This is a genomic window from Epilithonimonas tenax DSM 16811, from assembly GCF_000428485.1.
Classification (GTDB): domain Bacteria; phylum Bacteroidota; class Bacteroidia; order Flavobacteriales; family Weeksellaceae; genus Epilithonimonas; species Epilithonimonas tenax.
In genome coordinates this window covers 32,097-49,506 of record NZ_AUAA01000020.1, presented here as the reverse complement: position 1 = coordinate 49,506, position 17,410 = coordinate 32,097, and the positions used below count along the sequence as shown (strand labels likewise).

The 17,410-nt window shown below is 39.2% G+C and carries 14 protein-coding genes; 9 read left to right on the top strand and 5 right to left on the bottom strand.

Annotated elements, in window-relative coordinates; translation table 11 throughout:
- The first annotated feature begins 66 nt into the window (after nt 1–66).
- The 5 genes from fabF to F564_RS0111220 all read left to right on the top strand — a co-directional run bounded on the left by fabF (nt 67) and on the right by F564_RS0111220 (nt 5,527).
- Nucleotides 67–1,323, top strand: coding sequence for a beta-ketoacyl-ACP synthase II (gene fabF / locus F564_RS0111240; RefSeq protein WP_028122736.1), 1,257 nt, complete (start codon nt 67–69; stop codon nt 1,321–1,323).
- A 111-nt stretch (nt 1,324–1,434) separates the two neighbouring features.
- Entirely contained in the window at nt 1,435–2,748 is a 1,314-nt protein-coding gene (gene ahcY, locus F564_RS0111235) for an adenosylhomocysteinase (RefSeq protein WP_028122735.1), read from the top strand.
- Nucleotides 2,749–3,114: 366 nt separating this feature from the next.
- Nucleotides 3,115–3,480, top strand: a complete 366-nt coding sequence (locus F564_RS19155) for a YiaA/YiaB family inner membrane protein (protein WP_316928800.1) — start codon at nt 3,115–3,117, stop codon at nt 3,478–3,480.
- A gap of 46 nt (nt 3,481–3,526) precedes the next feature.
- Nucleotides 3,527–4,969: an aminoacyl-histidine dipeptidase gene (locus tag F564_RS0111225; RefSeq protein WP_028122734.1), complete on the top strand. Its 1,443-nt coding sequence runs from the start codon at nt 3,527–3,529 to the stop codon at nt 4,967–4,969.
- 375 nt (nt 4,970–5,344) lie between these two features.
- A complete protein-coding gene (locus tag F564_RS0111220; RefSeq protein WP_028122733.1) occupies nt 5,345–5,527 on the top strand; it encodes a hypothetical protein in 183 nt (60 codons plus the stop codon).
- Between the two features lie 128 nt (nt 5,528–5,655).
- Here the strand turns inward: F564_RS0111220 and F564_RS0111215 are convergent, their stop codons facing one another.
- A complete protein-coding gene (locus F564_RS0111215; protein ID WP_028122732.1) occupies nt 5,656–6,156 on the bottom strand; it encodes an FKBP-type peptidyl-prolyl cis-trans isomerase in 501 nt (166 codons plus the stop codon).
- 154 nt (nt 6,157–6,310) lie between these two features.
- Here F564_RS0111215 and radA point away from each other — a divergent pair, with 154 nt between their 5' ends.
- From radA to F564_RS0111195, 3 genes are all read left to right on the top strand, one after another.
- Nucleotides 6,311–7,654, top strand: coding sequence for a DNA repair protein RadA (gene radA, locus F564_RS0111210; protein ID WP_028122731.1), 1,344 nt, complete (start codon nt 6,311–6,313; stop codon nt 7,652–7,654).
- A gap of 210 nt (nt 7,655–7,864) precedes the next feature.
- Entirely contained in the window at nt 7,865–8,440 is a 576-nt protein-coding gene (locus F564_RS0111200; protein WP_028122730.1) for an acyl carrier protein phosphodiesterase, read from the top strand.
- A 177-nt stretch (nt 8,441–8,617) separates the two neighbouring features.
- Entirely contained in the window at nt 8,618–9,982 is a 1,365-nt protein-coding gene (locus F564_RS0111195; protein ID WP_028122729.1) for a tetratricopeptide repeat protein, read from the top strand.
- Between the two features lie 405 nt (nt 9,983–10,387).
- Here F564_RS0111195 and F564_RS0111190 read toward each other — a convergent pair whose 3' ends face one another.
- On the bottom strand, nt 10,388–10,894 hold the full coding sequence (locus tag F564_RS0111190) for a DUF6702 family protein (protein WP_028122728.1): 507 nt from the start codon (nt 10,892–10,894) through the stop codon (nt 10,388–10,390).
- A 61-nt stretch (nt 10,895–10,955) separates the two neighbouring features.
- On the opposite strand from F564_RS0111190, the gene F564_RS0111185 reads away from it, so the two are divergent.
- Nucleotides 10,956–11,522 carry a HupE/UreJ family protein gene (locus F564_RS0111185; RefSeq protein ID WP_028122727.1) on the top strand — a complete coding sequence of 189 codons (567 nt, stop codon included), beginning with the start codon at nt 10,956–10,958 and terminating at the stop codon, nt 11,520–11,522.
- Nucleotides 11,523–11,725: 203 nt separating this feature from the next.
- On the opposite strand, the gene F564_RS0111180 is transcribed toward F564_RS0111185, so the two are convergent.
- From F564_RS0111180 to F564_RS19150, 3 genes are all read right to left on the bottom strand, one after another.
- Complete coding sequence (locus F564_RS0111180; protein ID WP_051259649.1) at nt 11,726–12,094, bottom strand: hypothetical protein; 369 nt, start codon at nt 12,092–12,094, stop codon at nt 11,726–11,728.
- Nucleotides 12,095–12,158: 64 nt separating this feature from the next.
- Nucleotides 12,159–12,629: an Lrp/AsnC family transcriptional regulator gene (locus F564_RS0111175; protein ID WP_028122725.1), complete on the bottom strand. Its 471-nt coding sequence runs from the start codon at nt 12,627–12,629 to the stop codon at nt 12,159–12,161.
- Nucleotides 12,630–12,756: 127 nt separating this feature from the next.
- Nucleotides 12,757–17,406: a translocation/assembly module TamB domain-containing protein gene (locus F564_RS19150; protein WP_076605669.1), complete on the bottom strand. Its 4,650-nt coding sequence runs from the start codon at nt 17,404–17,406 to the stop codon at nt 12,757–12,759.
- Nucleotides 17,407–17,410 lie beyond the last annotated feature (4 nt).

Here is a 17,410-nt window from a genome sequence, read left to right as displayed (position 1 = left end):
TCTACGAAGATGATTATTCTTCAATTAAAACCTGCTTCAAATATTTTAAAAATTAAAAATAGCTAAATGAAACGAGTTGTAATAACCGGAATGGGAGCCGTAACACCATTGGGAAATGATGTTGATACTTTTTGGAACAATTGTATTGCAGGAGAAAGTGGCGCTGCAACCATCACGCATTTTGATCCGGAAAAATTCAAAGTGAAGTTTGCCTGTGAGGTCAAAGATTTTGCTCCGGAAAAGCATCTGGACAGAAACGAGATCAAACGCAGTGACCTTTTCACCCAGTTCGCCATCTATGCTTCTGCAGAAGCGATGGAAGATTCAGGTTTGGATCTTAGCAGCATCGATCCGTTCGACATCGGTGTCATCTGGGGAACAGGACAAGGTGGCATGCAAACTTTTGAAGATGAGGTGACGAACTATGTTTCGGGCGACGGAACGCCTAGATTCAGTCCCTTTTTCGTTCCGAAATTGATTGCCAATATGGCTTCCGGAATGATCTCTATGAAATATGGACTTCGTGGGATCAATTACACAACGGTTTCCGCCTGTGCCACGGCAAACACAGCCTTTATGGATGCTTTTAATTACATCCGTTGGGGGAAAGCCAAGATCATCGTAAGCGGAGGATCAGAAGCGCCAATTACACCAGCTTCGGTCGGCGGATTTTCATCTATGAAAGCTATGTCCACCAGAAATGATGATCCCAAAGCAGCCAGCCGACCTTACGATACAGGACGCGATGGATTCATCATGGGAGAAGGCGCAGGCGCACTGATCCTGGAAGAATACGAACACGCCAAAGCCAGAGGTGCCAAGATCTATGCAGAATTGGCAGGTGCCGCAATGACCGCCGACGCTTATCACATGACAGCGCCACACCCAGAAGGCATTGGTGCGGCAAAATCTATGGAATTGGCTCTCCAAGATGCAGAAATCAATCCCGAAGATGTGGATTACCTGAATCCTCATGCGACCTCTACACCACTTGGAGACTTAGCAGAGCTAAATGCCATTACTAAGGTTTTCAGAGGCAGTAAAAATCTCGATATCAGCGCAACCAAATCTATGACGGGACATCTGTTGGGAGCCGCAGGAGCTGTTGAAGCGATATTATGCATCAAGGCAATGCAAAACAATATCATCCCGCCAACGATCAATATTTCAAATCTTGATACAAACATCCCGGAAGGCATCAATATCGTGACTGGCGCCAAAGAAAAAATGATTAATATCACAATGAGCAATGCCTTCGGTTTTGGCGGTCATAATGCCACACTGGTTTTTAGGAAAATAGAGGGTTTTAAAAACCAAAATTAAGGCCTTCCTCAAGTTTTGATCTCATCATCATATTTTTATATCTTAATTATATATCGTAATTTTGCACTTTAGTTTTAAAGAACTGATTTTTAAATTTATTTAATTATAAATATGAGTACAACAACACAATACGTTCCTTATCAAGTTAAGGATATTTCCTTGGCAGAATGGGGAAGAAAAGAAATCACTTTGGCTGAAGCTGAGATGCCAGGTTTGATGTCTATCCGTGAAGAATTCGGACCATCGCAACCTCTTAAAGGCGCAAGAATCGCAGGATGTCTTCACATGACAATCCAGACTGCCGTTTTGATCGAAACTTTGGTAGCGCTAGGCGCTGAGGTGACTTGGTCCTCTTGTAATATCTTCTCTACTCAGGATCATGCTGCTGCTGCGATTGCTGCTGCAGGCATCCAAGTTTATGCGTGGAAAGGCCTTAACGAAGAAGATTTTGACTGGTGTATCGAGCAAACCCTATTCTTTGGTGAAGACAGAAAACCATTGAATATGATCCTGGATGACGGTGGCGATTTGACCAACATGGTTTTTGACAGATATCCGGAATTAACAAAGGACATCAAAGGACTTTCTGAAGAAACCACCACCGGTGTTCACAGATTGTACGAAAGAATGAAAAACGGAACTTTGGTAATGCCTGCAATCAACGTTAATGATTCGGTTACCAAGTCTAAATTCGATAACAAATACGGCTGTAAAGAATCTGCAGTAGATGCTGTAAGAAGAGCGACAGACCTTATGTTGGCTGGAAAAAGAGTGGTTGTTTGCGGATACGGAGACGTTGGAAAAGGAACTGCTGCTTCTTTCAGAGGTGCTGGTTCTATCGTTACGGTAACGGAGATTGACCCAATCTGTGCGCTTCAGGCTGCAATGGACGGTTATGAAGTAAAAAGACTGGACACTGTTGTTGACAATGCAGATATCATCATCACGACGACTGGAAACTTCAACATCGTGAAAGGAAACCACTTCCTTAAAATGAAAGATAAAGCAGTCGTTTGTAACATCGGTCACTTCGATAACGAAATCGATATGGCTTGGCTGAACGAAAACTACGGTCACACAAAATCTGAAGTGAAGCCTCAGGTGGACATCTACACCATTGAAGGTAAAGAAGTCATTATCCTTGCAGAAGGCAGATTGGTAAACCTTGGTTGCGCAACTGGTCACCCAAGTTTTGTAATGTCTAACTCATTCTCCAACCAGACTTTGGCTCAGATCGAACTTTGGACCAACTCTGCAGCTTACGGAAACGAAGTTTATATGTTGCCTAAACATTTGGACGAGAAAGTAGCTGAATTGCACCTTAAGAAATTAAGCGTGGAATTGGAAATCCTTACACCAGAACAGGCAGATTACATCGGCGTTGACGTGAAAGGACCTTTCAAACCAGAATACTACCGTTACTAGCCAATGGCTTTTAACTTATAGCATATTTGAACGCTTCAGAATTTTTCTGGAGCGTTTTTTATTAATATTTAGGAGCTATTTCCCGCTATCCGCTATTACTCCTCGCAAACCCGCCTGCCCTGAGCCCGCCGCAGGGCTTGCTGTGGGGTAACCGCTACTATCGGGGCTATTCAGAAGTTTTGACATTGATAACCACATTCAACACAAAACCTCAATAACCCCTACCCATTTGCCAAAAAACGAATATGTTTGATCCAGGTAAACATCAAAAAACATTAAGCAATCACCAAACAAAGAGCTTCCCTGCCTTCCTAGCAGCATCGGACGTGGCTCTGGGAGCAGGTGTGATCAGCTTCATCACAGGACTTGCAAGAGCATAAATGGGAACTCAATGAAAAACGATACTACTTCACCATCCTACTCTACGGTTTGTTTACAGTAATATCTCTTCGGAAAGCCGCTTGTGACAAATTGGAAAACATCAAAGTCACCGGTATCTATTATGGACTTTGCTGGTGTGTGATTTTATCCTCCATTGTTTTGCTCGTGATCGGACTTTGGAACGCTATGATCCTGCCAAGTGAAAAAGGTTTTTATACATTTGCATTTCTTCTCCAACTTTTCGGAGCCATTGCCTTTCAGAAAAATGCGCGTGATAATATGATGGAAGAATCATTTAACATCCATATAAAAATACCGACCTCTCAATATTTGATAGGTTTTGCTTTTTAGAGTCACCAGATTACACTAAATTGCCGATTCAAAAATTTCAAAAAAAATGGAATATTCTCAACTGGAACCCCAAGTGATCTGGAAGAACTTCGCAGCACTTAATTCTGTTCCAAGACCTTCAAAAAAAGAAGAAAAAGTCATCAAATTCATAAAAGAATTCGGAGAAAATCTGGGATTACCAACAACAGTTGATGAAGCAGGAAATGTCATCATCACAAAACCGGCAACGCCAGGAATGGAAAACAGACAGCCGATTGTGATGCAATCCCATTTGGATATGGTGTGCCAAAAAAACAACGATGTCGATTTTGATTTCGAAACACAAGGAATCCAGATGTTTGTAGATGGTGATTGGGTAAAAGCAAAAGGAACAACATTGGGCGCAGACAACGGTTTGGGCGTGGCCACAATCATGTCTATCCTAGAAAACAATGACATTGCCCACCCGGATCTGGAAGCACTCTTCACCATCGATGAAGAAACCGGAATGACTGGTGCTTTGGCCTTGAAACCAGGACAGTTGAAAGGCGAAATATTATTAAATCTTGACACAGAAGAAGATGATGAGATCGACATCGGCTGTGCCGGCGGTGTGGATGTCACTGCTAGCGCCAAATTTAACTTAGCAGAAGCGCAAGGCGACATTTTCAAGATCGAGATCAAAGGTCTGCAAGGCGGACATTCCGGAATGGACATTATAAAAGGACTCGGTAATTCTAATAAATTGTTGGGAAGAATGCTGTTCCCCGGTTTAGAACATCAGATTCAGCTCATATCTATTGACGGCGGAAGTCTTAGAAATGCCATCCCGAGAGAAGCGATTGCTACCTTTTCCGTAGAAAATGCAGCTGAGTTTTTGAAAAATGCAGAACAGTTGAAATCCGATATTTTGGAAGAATTTGCTTCCTTAGAAAAAGACCTCGTGATCAACATCGAGACAACTACTTCTTCCGAAAAAGGAATTTCGAATAATGATTCAAAGAAAATCATTTTTGCAATCACCGCCGCACACAATGGCGTTTCCCGAATGAGTCCAGATGTGGAAGGTTTGGTAGAAGCCAGTAACAACCTGGCAAGAGTCGAACTGAAACACGGCGAAATCAAAATCCTTAATCTTACGAGATCCTCGGTAGAATCTACCAAATGGGAAGTGGCCAATCAGCTGAAATCTGCCTTTGATAGCAACGGTTTGAAAACAGAATTTGGCGGCTCATATCCAGGCTGGAAACCAAAACCAGATGCGGAGATCATCCAAGTAATGATAGATCTATATGAAGACAACTTTGGTGAAAAACCAATGGTTGTGGCTTGCCACGCGGGCCTAGAGTGTGGGATCATTGGCGCCAACTATCCCAAAATGGAGATGGTGAGTTTTGGACCAACCATCAAAGGTGCACATTCGCCAGACGAAAGAGCCCATATCGCATCGGTGCAAAAGTTCTGGAAATACACGCAGGATATCTTAAAGAACATTCCGATCAGAAAATAGTGATACAACCTGTTAAACTATCATAGTGATTTCCCAGATACCAAAGTGGGTAATTTTGACGAAATTCGCAAGGCATTTTTCCGCCCCTTAGGGTTGGGAATAAGAAAAATGTCCAGAACATTTTATTATTTAGACTCTAATAACAACAGCAATCAGCCAATTTACTGATTGTTGTTTTTTTTTGATATTTTAGCACAAAATACAACCAAAACACATTTATCTTTAAGATATATTTAAAACATCAAATACTTTAGCATATCATTTAATCAATTTAAATAAAATAAAACAATTACTCTGTATTGGGATACTGGGTTTGTTATTAAGATCTACGGCTGATTACACGGCTTAGAACTACATTTTAAAAAAAAATTAGAGATGATTGGGGAAAATCTGAGTTTGGTCACCTTCAACCCCAACAGCAATCTGACGTCATCTTCTGCAAAATCTATCTTTTCTGAAGACGGAAAATTCTCTGATGAAAAATACAAAATGTTTTTCAATCCTATTCCTGTAGAATTTGGCGGTTATTTTATTTTAAAACCGGTATTTTATTATTGATTTCGCTTCTCAGAAAGAAAATAAAAATAAATTGCATCAATCCTACGCTGGTCGTGACAGGCTCAAATTCAATAAAAAAAGTACCCAAATAATTGAGTACTTTTTATACTTTTCAACAATAAATATGATTAATGTCCAGAATGACCATCTTCTCCGTGAGCGTGACCGTGCGCCAGTTCTTCCTCTGTTGCAGGACGCGCGTTCAGGATTTCCACATCAAAAAACAGACTTTTGCCTGCCATTGGATGATTAAGATCTACCACAACAGCTTCTGTTGTTACTTCTACAACCATTGCCTGAAAATTATTGCCGTGATTATCAGAAAGTGGCAAAACAGCGCCTACTGGAGGCATCTCCTGACCTTCAAACATATCCAGAGGCAACTGGGTAACCGCTTCCGGATCTCTTTCTCCATAACCTTCGCTCGGCGCAATTTCAAAGGAGGCTTTCTCTCCAATAGCCAGATTTTTGATTTCTTCTTCAAATTTCGGAATCATCATTCCCACGCCATAAAGAAATGTTAAAGCATTTTCAGCAGAAGTTTCTTCTACAAACACTTTCTCTCCATTTTCATCATTAGTATGCAGAACGTATTTTACGGTTACTACATGATTTTTGTCTAATGCCATTTTTAATTATTTAATATTACAATTTTTTGAAGATAACATTCTTGATGTATCCTTAAGCAAAATTAAGCTTTTGAAACTGAAGTGCAGAAAATTTCGAAAATAAAACTTCTTTTGATTTTTTTTCTTTTCCGAAATTTTTCTTGAACTTAGCAGAATGGCAAAACTCAAAACCCTCTATTTCTGTCAGAACTGTGGCGCACAGTACTCGCAATGGCACGGGCAATGCAAAACCTGTGGCGAATGGAACACCCTGGTGGAAGAAATCGTTGAAAAAACCACCAAATCAATGGCTGTAAAATCAAAGTCGTCTATCATTAATATTATTGAGGTAGAAGCCATTGAGGAACCAAGAATCATCACACCTTCCGAAGAACTCAACCGCGTTTTGGGCGGAGGCATCGTGCTCGGATCCGTTACTTTGATTGGTGGCGAACCAGGCATTGGAAAATCCACACTGCTTCTTCAATTGGCTTTGAAGATGAAGAAAAAAATCCTGTATGTGTCCGGCGAAGAAAGTGCTTCCCAGATCAAGATGCGTGCAGACCGTTTGGCTGAAGCCAAAAATCCAAATTGCTTTCTCTTTACAGAAACTTCTTTGGAAAAAATCATTCATGAAGCTACGAAACTCCTGCCGGATTTTATGATTATCGACTCTATCCAGACTTTGCAATCCCAGTTGATAGAAAGTTCGCCGGGAACCGTTTCCCAGATCCGGGAATGTTCTAACGAGATCATCAAATTTGCGAAAGAAAACAACATTCCGGTTTTTCTAGTAGGCCACATTACCAAGGACGGCCAGATTGCCGGACCTAAGGTTCTGGAACATATGGTAGATGTTGTTCTTAATTTTGATGGCGACAGAAACCACCTTTTCAGATTACTGCGAGCCAACAAAAACCGTTTTGGCTCTACATCGGAAATTGGCATCTATGAGATGATATCGAGTGGCCTTAAAGAAATTAAAAATCCATCAGAAATCCTGATTACTAAAAAATTTGAAGAACTCTCCGGAAATTCTGTAGCGGTGACTTTGGAAGGCAATCGCCCGATGCTTTTGGAAATCCAGGCTTTGGTTTCCACCGCGGTTTACGGAACGCCACAGAGGAGTTCTACGGGATTCGATTCCAAAAGACTGAATATGCTGTTGGCTGTTTTGGAAAAAAGAGCAGGTTTCCAACTCGGGTCCAAAGATGTCTTTCTTAATATCACAGGCGGAATCAAAACCGATGATCCGGCTTTGGATCTGGCAGTTGTTGCCTCCATCCTATCCAGTAATGAAGATATTGCAATCTCAGAACATTATTGTTTTGCAGGAGAAATTGGTTTGAGTGGTGAGATACGGCCTATTGCGCAAGTGGAACAACGTATTACTGAAGCCGAAAAATTGGGTTATGAAAAAATCTTCATTTCCAACCTCAACAAGCTTCCAAAGAAAAAATTCGGGATCAAAGTGGAAGAAATTAGCAAGATTGAGGATTTTGTGGAATCATTATTCTAAATTAATTCTGTAAATTTAATTTAGATCTAAATTAAAAACATGAAAAAAAACATTAATATTATAATGTCGATCATTGCGGCTGGAGGTCTTATTTATGATTCTTATTTGGGGATCACAACACATTTCACTAATGGATTTATTGGAATTATAAGTTTTTTCTTATTCAGTATTTTATTCCTGAGCAAATTTACGAAGTATCCTTTATAAAAAATGAACTATCTGGCCCATTCTATACTCTCATTTACTGACGGACAACTCGTTGGCAATATGATTGCGGATTTCATAAAAAACAATGAGCGGGAAAAATTCCCTTTAAAAATTCAGGAAGGGATCAAATTGCACCGTGCCATTGATACTTTTACCGACTCGCACCCGGCAGTATCGGAAGCCAAAAAGATATTCAGTCCTTTGGTAAGGCTGTATTCCGGTGCTTTTATAGATGTGGCCTTCGATTATTTTGTGGCGCAACTGTATACAGCATCCGAATTAAAAATACATTCTTCCAAGGTCTATAAGATCTTGTGGGAAAATGAACAATGGCTTCCCGAAAACTACAAAAAAATACTTGTAAGAATGGAACAAGATGACTGGCTTTCCAATTACAAAAAGGATCAGGGCATCCAATTCAGTATGCATAATGTTCTGCATAAAGCAAAATATCTGGAAAAAGATCTACCTGTTTTTGACTTATTTCTTCAGAATAAAGACAAACTTCAATTTTATTTTGACCAATTCTTCCCAGATATCCTGTCGGATTGTGAAAGCACATACACACGGATTGGGTAAGCATTGTTAAATCGATAAATAATCATTATTAATACCCGATTATCTTTGATTTTTTAATAGTTTTGCAATGACTTAAAAGCCGTGGGACTACAACATAAATTATTACTACTCATTCTATTCATTTCGTGTATAACCAAAACGAAATCTCAGGCATACACTCCTGAAAAAATAGACCAAATGATTGCTGGCACCTTCCAACTTGCCGACAGAAATCAGGCTTTAAAAACAGGATTAGACACCTATAAGATCTCTGACAATGAGAGCTATTATCTTGGTAAAGCCAAATCACTGAAGGTGATCATCAATGCTTATCTTGGACTTGGGGAACAGCAAAAAGCTTTAGAAGCTGCAGACAAACTGCTAGAATTGGCTACCAATGAAAATGACGAATACCACTCTGTTCAGGCTCTAATAGCCAAAGCTTTGGCCTATTCTTACCTTGGTTTTTTTGACAAAGCATCCGAAACGAGTAAAAATGCAGAACAACTTTGCAAAAAAGTCAAAGACAATGACGACTATTACAGCTCTATGGGTCAAATCTATGCTGGAAGAGCAGAAATCCTGAACCTTCAGTACATTACGCCACAAAAGACCATCATTTATGACCTCAAAAGTGTGGACTATTACAAAAAAATAAAAGATCAGACAAAAAGGAACGGTTGGCTGGCCATCCAGTATTCCAGCGTTGGTTCTACTTACATAGATCTGGACCAGCATCAAGAAGCACTGTTCTACAGTCGCAAAGCATACCAGTTAGCCAAGGCTGAAAACGACTCTATCAATCAAGCTTTTGGGATGTACGGTATTGGCAATACGTATTTGCAAATGAACAAGACGGACAGTTCTTCCTATTACTATAAAAAAGCACTTCCTATTTTTGAAAAAGCCCAGGACATTTACAGATTACAGTATATTTATAATGATCTGGCAACCATTTATGAGAAAATGGGTGAAGACAAACTGTATAATTACTACTCAAAAAAATCTAAGGAACTCTACGATATCATCAGGAAAAAAGAAAAGATAGAGACCGATAAAATTTCCACCAATATCATCCACGACGAAAAAACAATCTGGTACAAAAACCTGTATTTTATCATCATAGGGCTTGTCATCTTTTTCGTTGTTAAAATGTATTTTACAGTGAAGTATTTCAAAAGATACCAGAGAGAAAAGAGAAAAAGAGAAAAGACGAAAATCCATCTTCTTGAAAAAGAAAAGGTCCTTAATCAATTGGAATCAAAAGTAAATGACTCTTTTGCAGAATTAGTAGAATTAGCAAAGTCCAATGACTCTTCTTTCCTTAGTCGTTTCCAGGAAATCTATCCTAATTTTTACAATAAATTAACTTCCTATTATCCAGAAATGACGAGTGGACAAGTAAAATTCTGCGCACTTCTAAAGCTGAATTTTTCCACAAAAGAAATCGCACAATTCAGTAATATCTCCGTAAGGAGTGTAGAAATGAAAAAAAGCAGACTGAGGAAACAGCTCAGTATCCCTTCCGATATAGATCTTAATAATTGGATGATGAATTTTTAACAAGACCGATGTTCTTTTTAACACCTAAAAATCAACACCTTACCTATTTGTAGTATATTTGTAGTAGCCGTTTTGTTGTTTGGTATGCAATAAAATAGCAATATTTACATCAGATTGAAAAACAGTACTGAGTACTGAGAAATTGATTTGTTAAGAACAATTCAAAAAGATTCTAAAAACACAAGAAACGTAAGATGAACAGATTAACTTGATTAATTTGTTCGTGATGAAAAGCGGCTCATTTTAATGAACTAATCTTCAAGAAAATAGCTTACACAAAAAAGTTTCGGATTACTTAATCTGAAGCTTTTTTAAATTAAAAACAAAAACCAATCGCACCATAGGTGTTTCTGCAAGGACAGATTCTATATTACAGATCGATGGTGTCACATTTTTTTATCCGAATTAGAATTGCTGATAAAGGTAACGATCCGGATAAGCCAGTCTTTCACTTTTCCTTTCGCCACTGATGACAATATGAATGATATTCATCTGATCATCGAACAAGTTGTAGAGCAGGCTGACTGCGGTTTCGACTTTTTTCGGCATAGCAAGAGGATCGGACTCCAGGTAGACATTCACGCTTTCGTGGTCTTCCTCGTATCCCACATAATTCATCTTGATCAACTTGTTATCTGATTTGAGTTTGAGATATTCTGCTGCGTACAGCTCCAATTCTTGATTGATCTCAGCTTTGTATTTCGGATCAAGAAAATGGACAGACTTTCTATACTTCTTATTGAGCGCATTCTCCAGATCGTCCATAAAAAAACGGCCTGTAACCTCGAATGTCTTTGATTTTGTATTGTAATTAAACTCGACAGACCCAACGTGGTAAGGATGCCAACGAAAAGAAACAAGAGAAAAGAACAAAGAACAAAGAATTAGCACTACGAGCGATTTTTTCATCATCAAAACTTAATTGGAAATCAAAATTAATGATTATTTTCGTACAGTTTTCAGAAATTAAACAATGAAGGATTTTCTATTTTATTTGCAGCTGGGTTGGGATCATATTATTTCTCTGGATGCACTTGATCATCAGCTTTTTATTTTGGCGTTGATTGCAGCTTACAGTTTCAAAGATTTTAAACGATTGTTGATTCTGATCACGGCTTTTACTATTGGGCATTGTATTACGCTGGCTTTAGCAAGTTTTGATATGATGCGTGTCAAAAGCAGCTGGATAGAGTTTCTCATTCCCTGTACCATTGTCATTACAGCTTTGGATAACATTTTGTTTAGAGGGAAACGTCCTTACCAATATTACTTTGCCTTATTTTTCGGATTGATACACGGGATGGGATTTGCGAATACGGCGCGGATGATGCTGGCCAAAGAGCAGAGTATTACGGTTCCGTTATTGGGATTCAATGTGGGATTGGAATTGGGACAAATTGTGATGGTTTTGCTCATCCTGGTGATCTTGACGCTAGTCACAAAATTCACGAAACTGAACGAAAGAGATTGGCTTCTGATCACCTCATCTGCTGCAGGAGCATTGGCGTTGCAAATGGCGCTGGAAAGAGTGCCGTTTTAATTAATAACTGATTGTTGATAAACGATAATTGATCTAAAAATTACCGATTGATCATAGAATCATCTTTTTCAGTAAAAACTTGACCTGTCTATCATCTGTGCAGCCCGACTTGAACGGAGCTCATTTTTTCGGCGTTGGCAAAAGACTGGGCAAAAAATAGCGGGAGTGGAAGGCGGAAAAGCTGCCCAAATTGAAACCGTTATTTACTTCAATACCTTCCAACGTGGGATGATGGCCAATAATCCAAGTCCGATGTACAGAAACAGAACTGTAACGTCCGAATATAAGAAGGTGCTGAGAAAATAGTTGTGAAGCGCGAAATGGATGGCTACAAACAGCGGAAAAAGAATGACGCCTGCCTTTCTGTAAAGCAAGATCAAAATCCAGCTCACCACCACCAAAATATCTACACCAAAAGTATAGTAGAAAAAATGACCCGGAATATTGATCTTCTCATGAAGTGTATATTCTGCGTAATCCGTATTGATACTGAGGAAATACACCAAGATAATCAATCCGAAAAACAGGTAATAATCTTTGTTGGTTTTGAAACTTTTGTCCACTGAATTCATCTGATAAAAATATAAAAAAAGAGCTTAATAAATAAGCCCTTTCTATAGAAATTTCTATTACTAACTATATACTAACCGCGTTGATCAAACGGTTCTTATCACTGATGTACTCTTCCATAGAGATCATACTTTCTGTTCTCATAACATCCTGGATATCATCTATCTGATAGATGATTTTTTTAGCATCTTCTGTATTTTTCGCTTTCATTTTGCAGAAGATATTGTATTTTCCTGAGGTGACACTCGCTTCTACCACATTAGGAATGAGCGCCAACTGCTTCAACACCTCTTGTGTGTGGTTTGATTTTGTAAGCAAAATACCGATGAATGCAGTGAAGTTGTAATCCAACTTGCTGTAATCTATGCTAAGAGAAGATCCTAGGATGATGCCTGCGTCTTCCATTTTTTTTACTCTTACGTGGATCGTTCCTGCAGAAACATCCATTTGCTTAGCAATTTCTGTAAAAGGCATTCTGGTATTTTCTACTAAGAAATCAAGGATTTTTTTATCGATATCGTCTAATTGATAGTTCATTATAATATTGTTATTTATTTAAAATATATCTAATTTTTTTGCAAATTTAGAAAAAATTAATTTAACTAAAAACAAATATTAAAACATTAACAGCTTTTAACAAAAGCATCAAAAATGCTGATAATTATCATTTTATTGCCTTCTTTTTTAAAGAATCTTCTTTATTTACCTCCGTCTCTGCAGAGTCTCTTTTTATCCTTTCGCGTCTTTTAAAGATATATTTGAGAGAATTAAAACTTTTACTGTACACAACCCCAATGCCATAACTCTGGTTAAGTCCATTGCCTGTTCCCAAACCTAGATTGGATGGTTTGGAGTAAGCCCTTAGCAATCTGCTGCCATTATTAAGGCGGCTCCAGTCATACTCAATCGTTCCTTCTGCCGACAACAAATTGTTACCTGTATTATCTACCCTTGTGACCGGAACTCCCAGTCCTGTTTTCAATTTGATCCGTGGCGACAATGCCAGACTGACGCTTGTATTGGCACGATCGGCCGTATTAGAGTTGATGTCGCCGCTGATATAATCCAGATTAACCTGGAATGCACTACTGATCGTATTAAGAACAGAGCCCAATTGTTTGAACAACATATTGTAACCGGTGTTGATCGCAGTATTCTGCAAATTAAAATCCAATCCACCGTTATTCACCACATTGAAGCTGTTAAGAACCAGCACAGATCCAAACTGAATGGTTCGCTCGTCCTGATTACTCATTTTTGTAGCCAGCGTTTCCCTTACCTCCGATGAGCTATCTGGAGCAGACACCCCAAATTCTATTTCGGGTTTTGTAAGTGTATTGGTAATCTTGGTGGTCAGCACCACATTTATTGGTTGCGTAAGAGACATTCCGAGGTACTCACCGGCATTTGTAATAGGTCTTGCATAGTTTGCGGTAATATCTAGATCAGGAGTCATTGGGCTTCCACTCCACCGTATAATACTGTTTTTTGCAATTTGAAAGGTCCTGTCCAGGATGGCTTTGGAGACAAACGTTCCGTTATCAACAGTGTAAGTACCGTTCATTGAAATGTTTCCACTTCTTTCCATTCTGAATTTCAAATGATTCGCATCACCTTTTACAGCAATACTTCCAACATCATCTCCTACCAGAACATTCACCAATGTTCCTTTATCTACTGATATATCAAAGTCCATCAACATATTAGCGCCGGATTTTTTCTTTTTCTCCACAGAAATACCGCCTTCACCATCTCGTTTCAAAAATCTAAGAATTTTAAACTCGTCCACATTCGCCTTGGATGCACTATTGAATGTAAATGTGCTGTTGTTAAGAACTTTGAGCCCGTCATTCGGTGTACTGATCTCCAGTCCTGAAACTGGTCCACTCACATAGACATCGCCCTGACCGTATACCCGGCCCCAAAAGAGATCATTGTCATCCTGGCTATTATTGATCACCAACAGATTATCTGCACGCATAATTAAGTTGATGCCTAAGGATGCCAGGGTTTCGAACTGTATAGATCCGGAGATATTCCCTTTAGAATTAGCTCTCCCGTCTTTTATTCCAATATTATTAAGCAAAGCCAGGCCTCTCGACAGATTGATCACCGTATCATCAAACGAATAATCTACACCTGTGAATAATAATTTGAGCCCAAATCCCTTCAAGGCGATATCACCACTGTAATCTATATCATTCAAAGCACCAGAAATCTTCAGGTCGCCTGTTGCTTTTCCACGGAAATTGCCAAAGATCTCTTTCACAAATTGCTGGGCAAAGGCAAGATCAAATTCATTCATTTTAGCATCCACGTCCAGCACTGGCGACGATGGATTATTATCAATCGTTCCTGTGACATCCAATGTGTTCTGACCCAAAAATTCTGAAGACAAAGCTTTGATACTGACATCAAAAACATTAGGCTTTTCACTTTTAGTGATATTGGCGTCCAAATTCCCCATCGCTTTGCCATTCATAAAAATATCATTTACCGTCAGCGCGACCAAGGGCTCCAGGTTATTTTCAGATTTTTTGATTTGGATGGTTCCGTTGGCAGTTCCTTTTATATCTAATGCATTCTTGTTGTTTCCAAGAGCAAGCAGTTTGGAAATATCAAGATTTTTGACTTCGGCATCCGCTGTGAAATCCTTTGCGGATTTGAAATCTGCATTCTTGACAAGAAGTTCACTTTCGTCAGAATAAACCCGGAGATTCTGGATCACAAAATCCTTTTCTTTTTTACGATACGTAACAGAGTGATTCAGCTCCGGACTGGTATCAATACTCCATGCCACATTGTTTAAGTTAACAGTAGTCGGCTCAAACCGCAATACATAATCTCCCGCCACATTAGTAGTTTGATTGATATTGACTGCATATGCTTTCATTTGTTTTGCAGCCTCGTCCTCCAAGCTTCCTAATTTGAAAACCGTTCCGATATGAAGAACCTGAGAATTTTCATTATTGGCAGTCAGCGTTACATCCTGCAGTACATTTTTTCCGTATTGTGCTCTCTTGACGCTGGCGAGCAATTGTTGTGTCAGATCTCCGGTATTGACCCTCAAACTGATACTATCCACCATTGCACTGTCTTTTACCTTATCAAGGTCCGGCTGGTAAGTCGCATCGGTCTCTGCAAGAAACTTTTCAGCTTCGCTAAGTTCTTTCTTGTTTGTGATGACATATTTGATTTGAGAAGCATCTGCATTCAGCACCAAATCATTCGTATTTCCCACATAACTTCCTGCAACTCTGGCACCGTCTTTCAGTTCCAGATCTGGCACGAAGAAAGAAACCAAACCTTGCTTCACATCAAAATCAAAATCAAAACTCTGGCCGTTGTAAGTTTTCTTCGGCGGATTGCCTACAAGGATTTTATTAAGACTATTGGTGATCATATTCCCGATATCCTCCAGATCAAATCTTCCGGAAATCTTGCCTGTAACAGCTCCCGGCGCATCTACAGAAACAATCCGGTTTCTGTTTTCAAAAAATGCTTTCAGTTTGGAATCAGGAATATGAAGTTTTTGCTTGCTTGAGTTGAGTGTCAGTCCTCTTATATCTGCGTCAAGATTGAGATCATTTAGATTCGTCATAGACCATTTTCCGTTCACAAGTCCGCTTACCGAATTGGTATCGCCTGCATTGATCCCGAAATATTTTAGATTGACATACTTGATGTCCGCTGCAAAATCTGCAAACAGTCTTTTGGTAGAGAAATCTACAATACCCTTGAAGGTTCCTTTTGCATTAGGATCATTGGCATCCAGATTCCCCGTAAATCGTTTTTTATTAAGAACACCATCTATGGCGATATTATTGAGGTTTTTTCCCATCAATTCGATATGTGCAACGTCAGATTTGGTTTTGACATACATCGTATTGACATCGAAACCCTCACCCTGCATATTGAATTTTCCGGAGATCAATCCTACTTGTTTATTCTTGGTCAATGCCGTTACATTGAGATCTTTCACATCTACATAACCTCTGTACTTAGGACGTTTTGTGCTGTAATCTGCCAGATTGAAATCCTTCATCTTCGCCTGACCAATTCCTGTAATGACCTGTCCGCTGGCATAGATCTGTTTTGGATTCACCTTTACAGAACCGTTGTATTTCATTCTTCCGAAGTCATCCGCAATATTCCCAAGTTTTGCAGCAATGAATTTTGGTAAAGAAGCCTTCAGCGCTTTGTAGGTAAAATCAGCAGAAACATTCTTACTTTCGATAAAGAATTTCTTATCAATAACGCCTGTCAATTTCAGATTCTTGGTATTAAGATTCACATCCTGCGAACGGATCAGAAAATGATTCAGGGCAAAATCATTCAATGGCCCAACCATCGTCCCGGAAATATTGATGGGCGTGTAATTATCCCAATCTGTCATAAAATAACTGAGGTCATAACCACTGATCTGACTCCCGGGATTTATGGTCATATCCCAACTCACTTTTCTACCGAAATCGGCAAATCTCGTTTTTGGATCCAGGTTCATCACAGCTTCACCTTGCAACAAAGAATGGTTTGTATTGATGGTCAGATTCCCGAATTTCAAATGTTTGTTTGTAATCTCAAAATTGGTAGAAAATGTATCCACGAGGTGCTCTTTGCCGTAACGTTTTGTAATGAGACTGAAGTTTCTGATATCAGCAAAAACATCTGCGCCTTCTACTTTAAGAGAACTGACGTGCATATTGATCTTTTTTGCATCCAGCCATCTTCCTGCTTCCCCGGGACTGTTTTCGTTGACGATTGTGGAGACGCCGTTGATCAGATCAATCTTCATCCCCATTTTGAAAGGCTTTTTTTTCGGATCACGCGGTTGACCGTCATTGAAGTTATCCACGTACCTTATAAAATTACTGATGCTGTCTCCTTTATAAGTAATCACGCGAATCACAGGATCAATAATCGTTGCCTGATTGAATTTGATATCTCTCGTATTGAAAGCCAACGCAAACCAATCAGAATCAACACGCAATTCTCTGGCTTTTACGAATTCATAGTTTTTGTAATCTTTCAGTGTCAGACCTTTGATCGTGACATCGCCAAAGAAATTAACGTCTATATCATGCAAAGACATTCTCATTTTCAAATCTTTATTGAGAAAACCAATGGCCTGATCAGCAATGTAACGTTTGGTAACAGGAAGATTGATGGCAATGAAAAGAACAACCACCAGTCCGATGATTCCGAAAAATATAAAGTTGAGGATTCTCCAGAAAAGCGGTGTTCTTTTCTTCTTGACGGGCTGGTCAAGAGTTGGATCTTCGTTTGTTGTGTTTTTATTTTCTAAATTTGCCATCTAT

What these genes read in the sequence shown, in the direction of transcription:
- F564_RS0111220 (WP_028122733.1), top strand. Translation starts at nt 5,345, where the DNA reads ATGATTGGGGAAAATCTGAGTTTGGTCACCTTCAACCCCAACAGCAAT.
- F564_RS0111225 (WP_028122734.1), top strand. Translation starts at nt 3,527, where the DNA reads ATGGAATATTCTCAACTGGAACCCCAAGTGATCTGGAAGAACTTCGCA.
- F564_RS0111200 (WP_028122730.1), top strand. Translation starts at nt 7,865, where the DNA reads ATGAACTATCTGGCCCATTCTATACTCTCATTTACTGACGGACAACTC.
- F564_RS0111190 (WP_028122728.1), bottom strand. Translation starts at nt 10,894, where the DNA reads ATGATGAAAAAATCGCTCGTAGTGCTAATTCTTTGTTCTTTGTTCTTT.
- F564_RS0111215 (WP_028122732.1), bottom strand. Translation starts at nt 6,156, where the DNA reads ATGGCATTAGACAAAAATCATGTAGTAACCGTAAAATACGTTCTGCAT.
- F564_RS0111195 (WP_028122729.1), top strand. Translation starts at nt 8,618, where the DNA reads ATGATTGCTGGCACCTTCCAACTTGCCGACAGAAATCAGGCTTTAAAA.
- F564_RS0111185 (WP_028122727.1), top strand. Translation starts at nt 10,956, where the DNA reads ATGAAGGATTTTCTATTTTATTTGCAGCTGGGTTGGGATCATATTATT.
- radA (WP_028122731.1), top strand. Translation starts at nt 6,311, where the DNA reads ATGGCAAAACTCAAAACCCTCTATTTCTGTCAGAACTGTGGCGCACAG.
- ahcY (WP_028122735.1), top strand. Translation starts at nt 1,435, where the DNA reads ATGAGTACAACAACACAATACGTTCCTTATCAAGTTAAGGATATTTCC.
- F564_RS19150 (WP_076605669.1), bottom strand. Translation starts at nt 17,406, where the DNA reads ATGGCAAATTTAGAAAATAAAAACACAACAAACGAAGATCCAACTCTT.
- fabF (WP_028122736.1), top strand. Translation starts at nt 67, where the DNA reads ATGAAACGAGTTGTAATAACCGGAATGGGAGCCGTAACACCATTGGGA.
- F564_RS0111175 (WP_028122725.1), bottom strand. Translation starts at nt 12,629, where the DNA reads ATGAACTATCAATTAGACGATATCGATAAAAAAATCCTTGATTTCTTA.
- F564_RS0111180 (WP_051259649.1), bottom strand. Translation starts at nt 12,094, where the DNA reads ATGAATTCAGTGGACAAAAGTTTCAAAACCAACAAAGATTATTACCTG.